The 14,197-nt window shown below is 64.1% G+C and carries 12 protein-coding genes; 1 reads left to right on the top strand and 11 read right to left on the bottom strand.

Translation table 11 applies throughout. The features are described 5' to 3' along the window. The first annotated feature begins 150 nt into the window (after positions 1–150). Positions 151–1,674 (top strand): AhpA/YtjB family protein, encoded by a 1,524-nt coding sequence (locus B2D37_RS22000; protein WP_079204691.1) that lies wholly within the window; start codon positions 151–153, stop codon positions 1,672–1,674. A gap of 61 nt (positions 1,675–1,735) precedes the next feature. On the opposite strand, the gene B2D37_RS21995 is transcribed toward B2D37_RS22000, so the two are convergent. From B2D37_RS21995 to B2D37_RS21950, 11 genes are all read right to left on the bottom strand, one after another. After that, entirely contained in the window at positions 1,736–2,440 is a 705-nt protein-coding gene (locus B2D37_RS21995; protein ID WP_079204690.1) for a membrane integrity-associated transporter subunit PqiC, read from the bottom strand. A 7-nt stretch (positions 2,441–2,447) separates the two neighbouring features. After that, a complete protein-coding gene (locus tag B2D37_RS21990) occupies positions 2,448–3,401 on the bottom strand; it encodes an MlaD family protein (protein ID WP_079204689.1) in 954 nt (317 codons plus the stop codon). Then, positions 3,398–4,168: an ABC transporter ATP-binding protein gene (locus B2D37_RS21985; RefSeq protein ID WP_079204688.1), complete on the bottom strand. Its 771-nt coding sequence runs from the start codon at positions 4,166–4,168 to the stop codon at positions 3,398–3,400. The genes B2D37_RS21990 and B2D37_RS21985 overlap by 4 nt, the downstream gene beginning before the upstream one ends. A 1-nt stretch (position 4,169) precedes the next feature. Continuing rightward, a complete protein-coding gene (locus B2D37_RS21980; RefSeq protein WP_079204687.1) occupies positions 4,170–5,300 on the bottom strand; it encodes an ABC transporter permease in 1,131 nt (376 codons plus the stop codon). A gap of 15 nt (positions 5,301–5,315) precedes the next feature. Then, entirely contained in the window at positions 5,316–7,574 is a 2,259-nt protein-coding gene (parC, locus tag B2D37_RS21975; RefSeq protein WP_079204686.1) for a DNA topoisomerase IV subunit A, read from the bottom strand. Positions 7,575–7,581: 7 nt separating this feature from the next. Then, on the bottom strand, positions 7,582–8,082 hold the full coding sequence (locus B2D37_RS21970) for a TIGR02281 family clan AA aspartic protease (protein ID WP_079204685.1): 501 nt from the start codon (positions 8,080–8,082) through the stop codon (positions 7,582–7,584). Positions 8,083–8,117: 35 nt separating this feature from the next. Continuing rightward, the gene (locus tag B2D37_RS21965) at positions 8,118–9,101 is read right to left on the bottom strand and encodes an esterase-like activity of phytase family protein (protein WP_371915416.1); all 984 of its coding nucleotides are present in this window, start codon (positions 9,099–9,101) and stop codon (positions 8,118–8,120) included. Continuing rightward, positions 9,098–10,987: a DNA topoisomerase IV subunit B gene (parE, locus tag B2D37_RS21960; RefSeq protein ID WP_079204684.1), complete on the bottom strand. Its 1,890-nt coding sequence runs from the start codon at positions 10,985–10,987 to the stop codon at positions 9,098–9,100. The genes B2D37_RS21965 and parE overlap by 4 nt, the downstream gene beginning before the upstream one ends. A gap of 17 nt (positions 10,988–11,004) precedes the next feature. After that, positions 11,005–11,613, bottom strand: a complete 609-nt coding sequence (locus tag B2D37_RS21955) for a YqiA/YcfP family alpha/beta fold hydrolase (protein ID WP_079204683.1) — start codon at positions 11,611–11,613, stop codon at positions 11,005–11,007. A gap of 275 nt (positions 11,614–11,888) precedes the next feature. Continuing rightward, positions 11,889–12,632, bottom strand: a complete 744-nt coding sequence (locus tag B2D37_RS23255) for a 4Fe-4S binding protein (protein WP_154067139.1) — start codon at positions 12,630–12,632, stop codon at positions 11,889–11,891. Beyond that, positions 12,629–14,023, bottom strand: coding sequence for an FMN-binding protein (locus B2D37_RS21950; RefSeq protein ID WP_154067138.1), 1,395 nt, complete (start codon positions 14,021–14,023; stop codon positions 12,629–12,631). Before B2D37_RS21950 ends, B2D37_RS23255 begins: the two co-directional genes overlap by 4 nt. Positions 14,024–14,197: the final 174 nt, after the last annotated feature.

Here is a 14,197-nt window from a genome sequence, read left to right as displayed (position 1 = left end):
GCTCGGTTAATGGTCAACAGCAGTGCAAGCCTGCTGAAAAGCCGCATATTCTACCCATTTTCGCGACCATACGGACACGCACGGCGCTTTTCCCTATGCATAGCGGTCGCTATACTGCGCGACACCTACAGTCGATAAGAGCCGAGCTCTGTGAACCGGCCCGCCCCCGTAAAACCCGATAATTTCTTCCTGCTGCTGTTCCAGGCTCTGCGTCAACGCCGCGTGCCCCTGGCCTTGCGCATCGCCAGCCATAGCCTGCTACTCGTGGCCATGGCGCTGGTGATCTACGCCTGGGTGATCGGTATGCAGTTCAAGCATGCGATGGAGCAGCAGGCCGAAGCCCTGGGCACCAGTCTGATCACTCAGACGGCCACTTCAGCCACCGAGTTGCTGGTGTCCAATGACATCCTCAGTCTCAGCGTGCTGCTGAATAACCTGGTGAAAAATCCGCTGGTGGCTCACGCGGCGATTTACAGCGTGGATAACCGCGTGCTCGCCGAAGCGGGTTCGCGCCCGAGCAAAACCATGCTGGGCGAGACCGAAGGCCTGTACTCGACCCCGATTACCTTTCAGGAAGTCATCGCCGGCCAATTGCGCATCAGCCTGGATATGCGTCAATTCCAGCAACCGATGACCATCAGCCTGCAGAGCATGGGCATCCTCAGCCTGATTCTGCTGGCCCTGACCCTGGCCCTGAGCATGCGCCTGGGCCGCCATATCTCCACCCCGCTGCTACAGCTGCGCGTCTGGTTACGCGACCCGGATGACCCGGCGCCCGGTGCCGGCCGCCAGGACGAAATTGGCGATCTGGCGCGCCAACTGCAAATGCGCCTGGTACCGGAAAAACCAGAGCCGGAACCAGAACCGGAGGACTTCCACGACGACGAGGTCGATGAGCACGACTTCGGCGATGAAGACGATGACGATGACGATGAGCCGACCTTCGAGGTGCGCGACCTGCACGACGAGCGTTTCGACGGCCTCAAGCAGACGGACGCTGACAGCGCCGTCGGCCAGCCGCACGATGATGATCCCTTCGCCGAGCTGCGTGACCACGGCGATCAATCGGCAGCGATTCCCACGCTGACCGTCGGCGGCCCACAACAGAGCGCCGTGCTGGCCATTCAGTTGGGCGCCCAGGAGCAGCTCCGACGCCTGCCGCGCACACGCCTGCTGGATTTGCTGCAGCGCTATCGCGATTGCCTGAACCAGGCCTCGGCGCTCTATCAAGGCGAATTGCACACCCTCAACGACGGTAGCAGCCTGATGCTGTTCCATCGCCAGGACAGTGGTGAGGATTACCTGACCCATGCCATCTGCTGTGGCGAACTGATGCGTGCACTCGGCCATGCCTTGCAAATCGAGGTTGCCGACAGCGGCATCACCCTGCAACTGCAATTGGGCCTGACCCAGGGTGAAGACCTGCTCGATTTGAGCCAGGGCGAGCTGTTGCTCAGCGAGACCGCCCAGGATGCGCTGGCCTTGTCCCAGCACAGCCGCAACCTGCTGCTGCTCGAACGCCGTGTGGGTGATGATGCCCTGGTACGCCAGCGTGCGCGTATTCGCACCATCGCCAGCCCGGAAGGGGCCTGCTGCGTGGAGCGCCTGCTGGAGCCTTACCCGTCATTGCTGGAACGCCAGCTGGCGCACATGCACGAACACCGCACGCACTGAAGGCGTTAGCTGGCCGACTGTCGGACCTCGATTACACGAAAACCCGACAGCCTGCTGGTGCTCAGAAGCGGAACACTTCCGTTTGCGTGGCCGGCTCAAGCAGCGGAATCGGCCGACTCTTGACCGGCGGTTTGGTCGGCGCGGCGACCGCCGGCTTGCGCGGCGCAGCTGTCCCGGCAATCGACATGGCCTTGATTGCGCCGGCCAATTCATCGGCCAATTGCTGCAACAGCTGACTCTGCGCCCGCACTTGCCCGACCACCGTGCCGCCGTGCTCGGCCTGCAGGCGCACCACCCGACTGCTACGCTGCACCCCGGCAGAATCGAGCAGACGCCATTGCGCTTCGAGTACCGCAGGCTGCTGCACCCCAGAATCCAGCCGGCTGATGTTCAGTACAACCTGTACCTGACTGGAGAAACCGACGCGATCCGGATACAGCGCGACGCGGCTGGTATCGAGCTGTCCGGCCAATTGGCGCAGCAGCAGTTGGCCGACATCGTCCTGCAGACTACCGGCCCAGCGGGTCTTCTGGCTGAACGAGAGGCTGTCGTCGAGCTCGCGCTGCACCAGGTTCTCGCGCAACAGATAGTCCGCCAGTTTTAACGGGCCGAGCAGTAACGCCGGCCCTTTATCGTCCTGTGGCAGCTCAGGGTTGCCCTGCTCGAGCTGATAGAACTGTGCAGGTGGCTGCAGTATTGCGCAGCCCTGCAGGGTCAAGACCGCAAGAAGCAACAACAACGGCGGCGAGAAGTGCAACGATCTCATTAAAACATTACCTTGATTTGCCAAATATAAGTGATTGGGGCTGCTGATCGAGCCCTTCCATCGTGCGCTGCAACGCTTTTCCAGCCCGACTGAGCTCCTGCAGGGCACGCAATGCTTCGTACTGTACCTCGGATTCCGGGCCGAGACTGCGACGACTGTCGGCTGCCAGCTGGTTGATTTGCTGCAAAGCCTGTACTGCATGCTGCGCCGCGCGACGAATTTCGCCCACTGCGTCCCGCAGGTCAACACTGCTCTGCTGAACATTATCCATGATCGGCGGCAGTTGCTGTTCCAGGCGGCCACTCAGGCGGTCGAGCTTAACCAGCAACTGACTCATGCTCACCAGGCCTTGTTGCAATTGCGGGGAGCCGGTCAATTTTTCCAGCGACTGCAGGGTTCGCGTGGCCGAGACGACCATCTCCTGCAACGGCAATTCGCGCAGGCTGCCAGCCAGCTCGCGCAGCACATCGGCAATCTCATCGATACGCGACGGCACACTGGGAATGGTCGGCAAATCCAGTTCATGCCGCGTACGCACATAGCCGGCCTGCTCCGGAAACATGTCCAGCGCGACTATCGCCTTGCCGGTCAGCAGGCTGGGCGTCTGCAACTGAGCGCGCAGACCACGCTCAACCAGTTGACCGATGAACTGATCGAAACTGCGGGAGCCGGCCTGCTGCCGCTCTGGAGCATTGATGCGCAGCACCACCGGCATCACCACATCCTTGAGCTCAGGGTCGTAGGACAGGCGAATCTCACGCACCGTGCCGACCTTGACCCCGCGGTAGGTGACATCGGCGCCAACATCCAGGCCATCCAGGGCACCGGTAAAATACACCACGTACTCACTGGGCTGACTGAACCAGCTGTCGCGCGACAGCAGCAGCAGACCCGCGGCCAGCAGGGCCAGGCCGCCGAGCAGGAAGGCACCAATCATAAAAGGTTTACGCGCTTCGCTCATGCCGTCTCCACGTTGTCAGCCGTTTCGCCCCGGCGCAAAAAGCGCTGCACCTGCTCCGGCCCATCGGCCAGCAATTCCTGCAGGGTGCCCAGGGCAATCTGGGTGTGGCTCTGATTGTCGAGAAACAGACAGGTATCGGCTACCGCCTGGATGCTCGCCAGCTCATGGGTCACCAGCACAATGCTCGAACCCAGGCTATCGCGTAGCTGCAGGATCAGTTCGTCCAGGGACTGCGAGCTGATCGGATCGAGGCCGGCCGAAGGCTCATCGAAGAACAACACCTGCGGGTCGAGCGCCAGCGCCCTGGCCAAGGCCGCGCGCTTGCGCATGCCCCCAGACAGCTGCGACGGATACAACTCATCGCAGCCGGCCAGGCCAACCAGCGCCAGCTTCAATGCCGCCAGCTCAACCAACTCAGCCGGCTGCAAATGCTGGCGGTAGGCGGCTAGCGGCAGGCAGATATTTTCTCGCAGGGTCATCGAACCCCACAATGCGCCATTCTGGTAGAGCACGCCGAAGTGCTGCTGCAAGGCGCCACGACTATCCTCGTCGCCCGCCCAGAAGTCCTCGCCATTGAACAGCACCCGTCCGGCCAGTGGCGCCTGCAGGCCGATCAGGTGACGCAACAGGGTGCTCTTGCCGCAACCGCTGGCGCCCATGATGACGAACACCTCGCCCCGACGGATGGAGAAATTCAGGTCGTGCTGAATCACCAGACTGCCGTAGCCGGCACTGAGATCCTCGGCGACCAACAGCGCATCGTTCATCTCAGACCCCCAGCCGGGTGCAAATCAGGGTAATCAATGCGTCACTGACCACCAGCGCCACGATGATGCTGACCACCGCCCGGGTGGTTGCCTGCCCAACGGCCTGGGCATTGCGCCCGCAGGCCAAGCCGTAGTGACAGCCGATCAGACCGATCAGCACGGCAAACACCAGGCTCTTGCCAATCCCCACCAGGAAATCGTTGAGGCTAAGCATTTCCAGGCTCTGCCTGAGGTAGAGCGGCGCGGAAATATCGAACAGACCGGAGCCGATGACGAAACCGCCGAGAATGCCGAGGGCGTCGGCGAACACGCAGAGCAGCGGCATGCTCACCACCAGCGCCAGCAATCGCGGCAGAACGAGAAACTCCAGCGGCGGAAAACCGAAGGTCTTCAGTGCATCGATCTCCTCGTTGGCCTGCATGCTGCCCAGCTCCGCCGCGTAGGCCGCGCCGGTACGTCCGGCCATGATCACCGCGGTCATCAGCGCGCCCATCTCGCGGGTCATGCCGATGGCGACCATATTGGCGATGTACAGCTGGGCACCGAAGGCCTCCAGCTGGGCAGCGCCGACGAATGCCAGGATCAGGCCGACCAGCATGGCGATCAGCGCCACTATCGGCAGCGCGCCCGGCCCGCACTGTTGCAGGGCCAGCCAGAAATCACCCCGGCGCATGCGTCCGCGACCGCGCAGCTGACGCCCGAGGGCCAGCAGCACCTCACCAAGAAAGCGGCAGGCCTGAGCGACACTGGCCAGCACGCCGAGTAACAGCAGCCCCAGCCTGGCCACCGCGCCATAGGCCGGCGCCGGTTCTTCCTGGGCCTGGGTCGACGGCTGGGCGGCCATCTGCAACAGCCGTTCGACACCGTCCGGCAAGCCTTGCCAACGCAGCTCCACGTCCTGCGCCACGGCCAGGCGCTGCAGGCGCCGCAGCAGCGCCAGCAGACTGCTGTCCCAGGCCGCCACGGCGACATCCACCGGCAACTGCGCAGGCAATTGCCGCTGGCTGTACCAGATAGCTTCAAGGTCGGGTTTGGGCGCTTGCAGCAGCCAGGCTCCGTCCACGCACAGGCGCGCCGGCTGGCCATCCGCTACCGACCAGTGCAAGCCGGCGCCCTGTCCGCTCCCAACCATCCAGTCCTCCGTCCGCTAACCCTGCTGCTCTACCAGCAGCGCATCGACCCGCTGAAAGCCACGCGGCAGCTTGTTGCCACGGCGGCCCCGCTCACCCTTGTAGTGCTCCAGGTCATCCGCCTTGAGCGACAAGGTACGCTTGCCAGCCTGCAACACCAAGGTCGCGCCGCTCGGCAACACTGCCAGGTCGGTGAGGTATTCCTCGCGACTGGCAACCCGCTCGCCGGGGATGCCGATGATCTTGTTGCCCTTGCCCTTGCCCAGTTGCGGCAAGTCGCGCACCGGAAACAGCAGCAGCCGTCCCTCGGTGGTCACGGCAGCCAGCCAGTCCAGCTCGCGACTGAGCAACGGCTTGGGCGCCAGCACCTTGGCGCCAGGCGGCAGGCTGAGCAGCGCCTTGCCGGCCTTGTTCTTGGCTTGCAGGTCCTCGCCCTTGACCACGAAGCCGTAGCCGGCATCCGAGGCGACCACATAGAGGGCGCTGTCGTCCGGCAGCAACACACACTCGAAGGTCGCCCCCGGTGGCGGCGTCAGACGTCCAGTCAGCGGCTCGCCCTGGCCGCGCGCCGACGGCAAGGAATGCGCCGCCAGCGAATAGCTCCTGCCGGTCGAATCGATAAATACCGCGTACTGGTTCGAGCGTCCCGGTGCAGCGGTCTTGAAGCCGTCCCCAGCCTTGTATGACAGGCCCGTGGCGTCGATGTCATGGCCCTTGCCACAACGTACCCAGCCTTTCTCCGAAATCACCACGGTGACCGGCTCGGTCGGCATCAACTCGGTTTCCGACAAGGCTTTGGCCTCGGCGCGGGCGACGATCGGCGAACGGCGGTCATCGCCGTAGGTTTCGGCGTCCTTGATGATTTCATCGCGCACCAGCTTCTTCAGCTTGGCTTCGCTGCCGAGCAAGGCCAGCAACTTGGCGCGCTCCTTGGCCAGGGCGTCCTGCTCGCCGCGGATTTGCATCTCTTCCAGCCGCGCCAGCTGGCGCAGGCGGGTTTCCAGAATGTATTCGGCCTGCACATCGGTGAGACCGAAGCGCTCCATCAGCACCGGCTTGGGCTGATCCTCGGTGCGGATGATATGGATCACTTCATCCAGGTTGAGGAAGGCGATCAGGCGACCTTCCAGCAGGTGCAGGCGATGCTCGACCTTGTCCAGACGGAACTGCAGGCGCCGGCGTACCGTGCCCACCCGGTATTCCAGCCACTCCTTGAGCAACTGGCGCAGGTTCTTCACCTGCGGTTTGCCATCCAGGCCGATGACATTGGTGTTGACCCGGTAGCTCGACTCCAGCTCGGTGGTGGCGAACAGGTGCTGCATCAGCTCAGCGGCATCGACCCGATTGGAGCGCGGGATGATCACGATGCGGCACGGGTGCTCGTGGTCCGACTCGTCGCGCAGATCGGCGACCATCGGTAGCTTCTTCGCCTGCATCTGCCCGGCGATCTGTTCCAGCACCTTGGCCCCGGACACCTGATGCGGCAGCGCGGTGACCACGATGTCGCCGTCCTCGACGCGATAGACGGCGCGCATGCGCACCGAGCCCTTGCCGGTTTCGTAGATCTTCAGCAAATCTGCGCGCGGGGTGATGATCTCCGCCTCGGTCGGATAATCCGGGCCGAGCACATGCTCGCACAGCTGCTCGACCGTGGCGTCCGGCTGATCGAGCAGGCGGATACAGGCCGCGGCCACTTCGCGCAGGTTATGCGGCGGCACGTCGGTGGCCATGCCCACGGCGATGCCGGTGGTGCCATTCAACAGGATATTGGGCAGGCGCGCCGGCAGGGTCGCCGGCTCGTTGAGGGTGCCGTCGAAGTTCGGCACCCAATCCACGGTGCCCTGGCCCAGCTCGCTCAGCAGCACCTCGGCGTAGCGTGACAGGCGCGCCTCGGTGTAACGCATGGCGGCGAATGACTTGGGATCGTCCGGCGCGCCCCAGTTGCCCTGGCCGTCGACCAGGGTGTAGCGGTAGCTGAACGGCTGGGCCATCAACACCATGGCTTCATAGCAGGCCGAGTCGCCGTGTGGGTGGAACTTGCCGAGCACGTCGCCGACGGTACGCGCCGACTTCTTGTGCTTGGAATCGGCGTCCAGGCCCAGCTCGCTCATGGCGTAGATGATCCGCCGCTGTACTGGCTTGAGACCGTCGCCGATATGCGGCAGGGCGCGATCCATGATCACGTACATCGAATAATTGAGATAAGCCTGCTCGGTGAAGTCGGCAAGGGAGCGGCGCTCAACACCGTCCAGGCTCAAATCGAGGGGTTCGCTCATGCGTGCCTCATTGCAAAGTGGATTGTTGCGAAGTCGACTGGCGCAGCACCAGGGTGCCGTCGCGCTGGGTAAATTCGAGTTGTTTCAGGGCACTCATGCCGAGCAGCACTTCGTCGCCGTCCATGCCCGGAGTGATCAAGGCGGCCACATCGCGCAACTGGATCTCGCCGAGCTGCAGGCTGACCAGCCGGGTACGGTAGCCGATGACGGTGCCATTGGCGGTACGGATCTGCACCGGCGCACCGCGCGCAAGACCGAGGCGTTCGGCCAAGGCCGCTGGCACGGCGACGGCGGTGGCGCCGGTATCGAGCAGCAGGGTCACGCTGGCGCCGTTGATCTGGCCGCCCAGCAGGTAATGACCGCCGCGACTGCTCAGCAGGCGCACCTCGATATAACCATCGACATGCTCCGACTGCGGTGCCTGGTTGGGGTTGTTGCGCCGCTCCTCCCATTTGCCGAAGAAGTGCGTGGCCAGCAGCAACGCGGCGCCCCAGGCCAGCACCAGCATTACCCGGCCGACCCGCCGCCCTGCCGCTGGCGTGCTCACCGACGACCCCAGCCGCCTTTGGGTGCGGCGAAACGCCAGACTACCGGACGCTGTTCGCCATCGGCACGGCTGTGCTGACCATTGTCGATACCGACCCAGGCCCCCTGCTCATCGATCCACAGCGCCTCGGCCAAGCCATAGGGCGATGGATATCGCCGCGCATCGGTCAAGGCTTCGCTGGCAAACGACCAGCAGCGCTCGACCGCACCATCGCTCAGCTTGCGTCGACAGATGCGATGGGCCTGACGCTCGAGGGTGAAGAGTTTTTCCTTGTGCAAGACCACGGCGGAAAAATCCCGGGGTTGCGCCTCGCCGCCCAACTGCGGCGGTGATGGTGCCCTACCGCCTTCACTCATCAGCACACAACCAGTGGTGCAGCGCCAGCTCGAACCCTGCTTGTGCAACGCCAGCAGGCCGCGACGCTGGCGCTCGGCCGCCAACCACAGACGCTCGCCGGCAGGATCGATCGCCACCCCCTCGAACAGCGAGTTGAAGTGCCAGAGCATGCTGCTGGCACGCGCCTGGCGCACCATGCCAGCGGGCAATGCCAGCCACTGCGGTGCCCCGGCAGGAGGAATCTGCAACACGGCGGCGCGCGCCTCACTGACCAGATAGCGATTGCCGATGGCATCGCAGGACAAGCCTTCGAAATCCAGGTAACCGCCACGCACCAGACCGGTGGCCCAGGTGCGCATGCGCAAGCCCCAGGGCAGCGAGTTCGAGGGCGCGGGTGGGGCGACAAAGTGCTCGGCCTCGGCCTGCCAGACGGCGTCACCGCCAGCCAGGCGATACAGCCGGTCATCCTCGCGATCGGAAACGGCCCAGAGCGCCTCGCCGCACCAGGCCAGCCCCGACAGATTGCCGGCGGCGATGCCATCGATCGGATGCTCGCTGACCAGCTTCAGCTCTTCCAGGGCCTGGGTTTCGGCCAGCGCCGGGGCGGCGACCAGCAACAGGGCCACAGCCAGGCGCCGGATCAAAGCAACACCTCGGCCAAGTTGCCCTTCGACTCCAGCCAGGACTTGCGGTCGCTGGCACGCTTCTTCGCCAGCAGCATGTCCATGAGTTCCTGGGTGCCAGGAAAATCTTCCAGAGTCAGCTGCACCAGGCGCCGGGTATTGGGGTCCATGGTGGTTTCGCGCAGCTGCGGCGGATTCATCTCACCCAGGCCCTTGAAGCGGGTGACCTGCGGCTTGCCGCGACGCTTCTCGGCGACCAGGCGGTCGAGGATGCCATCGCGCTCGGCGTCGTCCAGGGCATAGAAAATCTCCTTGCCCAGGTCGATGCGGTACAGCGGCGGCATGGCCACGTAGATGTGCCCGGCATCCACCAGCGGGCGAAAATGCTGGACGAACAGCGCACACAGCAGGGTGGCGATGTGCAGACCGTCGGAGTCGGCGTCGGCGAGAATGCAGATCTTGCCGTAGCGCAGCTGACTCAGGTCGTTGGAGCCGGGATCGATGCCGATGGCCACCGCGATGTTGTGCACTTCCTGGGACGCCAGCACTTCGCCGACATCCACTTCCCAGGTATTGAGGATCTTGCCGCGCAACGGCAGGATCGCCTGGAACTCCTTGTCGCGCGCCTGCTTGGCGCTGCCGCCGGCGGAATCGCCCTCGACCAGGAACAGCTCGGAGCGCATCGGGTCCTGGCCGGCGCAGTCAGCCAGCTTGCCGGGCAGCGCCGGGCCCTGGGTGATGCGTTTGCGCTCGACCTTCTTGCCGGCCTTGAGGCGGCGGTTGGCGTTATTGATCGCCAGTTCGGCGAGCTGCTGACCGAGCTCCGGGTGGGCGTTGAGCCACAAACTGAAGGCATCCTTGACCACCCCGGAGACGAAGGCCGCGGCCTCGCGTGAGGACAGGCGCTCCTTGGTCTGGCCGGAGAACTGCGCATCCTGCATCTTGGTCGACAGGACGAAGGCGATGCGCTCCCAGATGTCTTCCGGGGCCAGCTTGACCCCGCGCGGCAGCAAGCTGCGGAACTCGCAGAATTCGCGCATGGCATCCAGCAGGCCCTGGCGCAGACCGTTGACATGGGTACCGCCCTGGGCCGTGGGGATCAGGTTGACGTAGCTCTCCTGCACCGTATCGCCGCCCTCCGGCAGCCACAGCAGCGCCCAGTCGACCGCCTCCTTATTGCCGCGGAGGCTGCCGCAGAACGGCTCGAGCGGCAGGCGCTCGAACTCGCTGACCGCATCCACCAGGTAGGAGCGCAGCCCCTCCTCGTACAGCCACTCGACCCGCTCGCCAGCGGCCTTGTCCTCGAAGCTGACGTGCAGCCCCGGGCAGAGCACGGCCTTGGCCTTGAGCACATGCTTGAGGCGGCTGACCGAGTACTTCGGTGAATCGAAATACTTGGTATCCGCCCAGAACTGCACGCTGGTACCGGTGTTGCGCTTGCCGACCGTGCCAATCACGGCCAGATCGCTGGCCTTGAAGCCATCGGCAAAGGTCATGCGGTATTCGCTGCCATCGCGCTTGACCCGCACTTCGACGCGGGTCGACAGGGCGTTGACCACGGAAATCCCGACGCCATGCAAGCCGCCGGAAAACTGGTAGTTCTTGTTGGAGAACTTGCCGCCGGCGTGCAGCTTGGTGAGGATCAGTTCGACCCCAGAGACGCCCTCCTCGGGGTGAATATCCACCGGCATGCCGCGGCCGTCGTCCAGTACTTCCAGGGAATTGTCCTCATGGAGGATCACCTGGATCGAGCTGGCATGCCCGGCCAGGGCCTCGTCGACGCTGTTGTCGATGACTTCCTGGGCCAGGTGGTTGGGCCGGCTGGTGTCGGTGTACATGCCCGGGCGCTTGCGCACCGGATCCAGGCCGGAAAGGACTTCAATGGCGTCTGCGTTGTAACTGGCCATGGGGTCTCTGGTGGTTATTAAAGGTCGGAAAAGTCGGTATCGCGCCACAGGTGGGGCGCAATACCGGCGAAGGCAAAGAGCATCGGCAAGCGTGCGGCAAAACCCTGAAAGCCATGATCGCCACCGGCCTGGATGCGCAGCGCGCAGGCGCGGTAATTGGCTTGGGCATCGCGGTAATCGAGGGTTTCATCGGCAGTCTGCAGCCACACCTGGCAGCGCGCGGGGTCTTGCGGTGGCGGCACGTCCAGTTCGGCCAGGGCCAGCACATGATCGGCCGTCAGCTCCCAGGTTTCACCGCTGTAATAATTGTGCTGTGGACCCAGGTGGCCATCGAAACGCAGCTGCGGACGTACTGCCGGATTGATCAGCAACGCACGCAAGCCATGGCGTTCAGCCAAGTGGGTCGCATAGTAGCCGCCCAGGGAGCTGCCGACCAGCACAGGCCGGCCGAGCTCGGCGATCAAGGCCTCGATCTGGGCAATCGCCCGGCGCGGATGATGATCCAGCGCCGGTACTCGCAGATGCGCGGCCAAACCCAGGCGGGCCATGGCGCGCGACAACTGGCTGGCCTTGAGCGAAGCGGGCGAGCTGTTGAGGCCGTGGAGATAGAGAATAGATGCAGTCATGGAGCGGGAGGCTACTAGGACAGAGCGGCAAGCGGCAAGTAGGGCATGCGCAGGTTTAACTGACGGGCATGAGCCATCGGCCCAAACCAGACGCGGCTTTCGCGGCCTGACCTGTACTTCTGGTGAGCGCCGAACAGGGCAAGCCTGCTGGCAATATCGGGGCGTTGACGCAGCCAGCGTCTACTTGACGCTGGCGCAGCGGTTGAGGTGAAGCGCCTGCGGGCCCTCACACAGCATTGCTCGGCCGCGCGTTGGTATCGGTCAATAGCCAAGCCCTACCCTTGCCCCGGCAGCCAATCGGTCACGATGATCCCCTCTCGGCCTTGCTGCCTGCCGGCTTTGTCGGCCTGCTTGCGCGCGCTGATAGTGGCCACGCATTGGTCGTCATTGTTGAGGATCACGATGCATTCCAGGCACTGGATGCACTCGTCGTAGTCGATCCGTCCATCGCGCTCGATGGCGCCGATTTCGCAGTGGTTCTTGCAGTGCTGACAGGGTTTGCCGCAGGCGCCGATGCGCTTGAGCCAGGCGAACAGATGAAACTTGCCGAGCATGGCCAGGCCGGCGCCGAGCGGGCAGACGTAGCGGCAATAGAGCTTGTGCACGAACAGACCGAGGCCGAGCAGGATCACGGCGTAGAGCACGAACGGCCAGCTACGCACGAAGAACAGGGTCATGGAGGTCTTGAAGGGTTCCACTTCGGCCAGGCGTTCGGCCAGGCTCAGGGAGTAGAAGGCCGCGAGCAGCAGGCCGAGCAAGATTACATATTTGAGCTTTTGTAGACGCTGGTGGCTGCGCGCGGAGACTTTCCACTGCCTGATCCGCAGGCTCTTGGCCACCCAACCGAGCATTTCCTGCAGGGCGCCGAAGGGGCAGAGCCAGCCGCAGAACAGACCGCGGCCCCAGATGAGCAGGCTGACGAAGGTGAAACTCCAGAGGATGAAGATCAGCGGATCCATCAGGAAAATGCGGATATCGAAGTCGTGCCCCAGGGTCAGCAGCAGAGTGAAGATATTCACCACCGACAGCTGGCCCTGGGCGTAGAGCCCGATAAACCCAGGGTGAACAGCAGAAAACCGCCACGAAACAGGTGAAAGCCTCGGCTGTGCGCGCTGATGCGCTGCTGGAAGATGAACACGCCGCTCAGCAGAATCAGCGAGCCAACCAGCAGGGCGATCTGCCACCAGCGTTCCTGCCACATGCGCAGCCAGATGGGCACCGGCTCGGCTTGGGCGACGGCCTGCTGAATATCGAACAGACGCTCGTCGAGCTGGAACGCTCGGCTGAAGTGGCTGTTGCTTGCCACCAGATGATTGCGCCGCAGGCTCACGTTCAGCTGCAGAGCGGCGGGCTGCGCCGGGTTGAAGGCGGCGTGGGTCTTGATCCGGAAGACATGCGCATCCACCTCCTGCAGCGGCGTGGCGAGCGTCGCCAACACCTCGCCATTATTCAAGTTCATGTCGTACAACTCGATGGCCTGGCCGTTTTGCACCAGCACCAGGCGGCTGGTGGCGGTCGCCGGAGTGAAATCGCTCGGAACATGCCGATACAGGCCACTGGACATGACCAACAGCGCCTGTTCGCCGGGCAGCAATTCTTCGTTGAGCTGCTGCCAGCCGGCTTCGCCGAGCAGGTTGCGGCCAATGCTCGGCGCGTTGAGGTAGGCGAAATGCAGCTCGCTGAAGGGCACGCGATCGTCCTCCTGAGCAAACTCGGGGTAATCGCGCAACGGATGCCCCAGCTCCGCTTCGACCTCCGCGCGGCCCAGCGTCCAGCGCTGCACGTAGCCGCTGCCGAGCAGACGCTGCCAGTCCATGGGCTGGTAGAGATCGCTTTTCGCCGTGGCCAGCGGCCCGCTGGCAAAGCCTTCGAGCAGTTGCCGGGCGACGCTCATCGCGGCCTGCAGCACGGTTTCATTGAGGATCACCACCGACACCGTGGCCTTGCTGACGCCGTCGAACTGGGTGGTCGACTCACCGTCCGCGCTGCCGGTGCGGCGGCCGCCGACGATGATCGGCCGGCTGATGGGGTGCTGCCGGTACTGCTCGACGAAATCCAGCAGCGGCTGCACCCCCAGGCCATAGAGAAACACCGGCTCGTGGTGTTCGAGCACCTGCACCCCGGCCAACACGCCCTGCAGGTCCATGCCGATGAGCAGGCGGATGGGCTTGCCGGAGAAGCCCTGGAGGCTCGAGTAGTCGCTGGACTCGAAGGCGTAGCCGAGCAGTTCGTCGAGCTGGTAAACGCTGTAGACCGGCGGCGCCGCCTGCTTGGGCTCGATCCGCGTGGCCTTGGGGAACAGCTGCAGGATCTCCTCCGCCAGCGCCTCAGCGGCCAGCGGCTGACTGAACAGCGCGCACACCAGCACCAGCACCCGCAGGCAGGAAAAGCGGCTGAAGCAGGATGGCATGGCGCGCCTCGTCGGTTTTGTCCCTATCCAGCCATGCTATCCAGCGTGCAGCCGAGCGCCATGCGACTTGCCGGCAGGTAAGGCGCTACTTCAGTCGTAGAAAGGCGGAATCTGCAGCCGCGCATGGGCTTCTTGCGCGGGATCAAGCGCTTCTTTCGGCGACAGGAGTAGCCT

This window comes from Pseudomonas sp. CC6-YY-74, assembly GCF_002025205.1.
Lineage (GTDB): Bacteria > Pseudomonadota > Gammaproteobacteria > Pseudomonadales > Pseudomonadaceae > Aquipseudomonas > Aquipseudomonas paeninsulae.
This window is presented reverse-complemented; position numbering and strand designations above follow the sequence as displayed.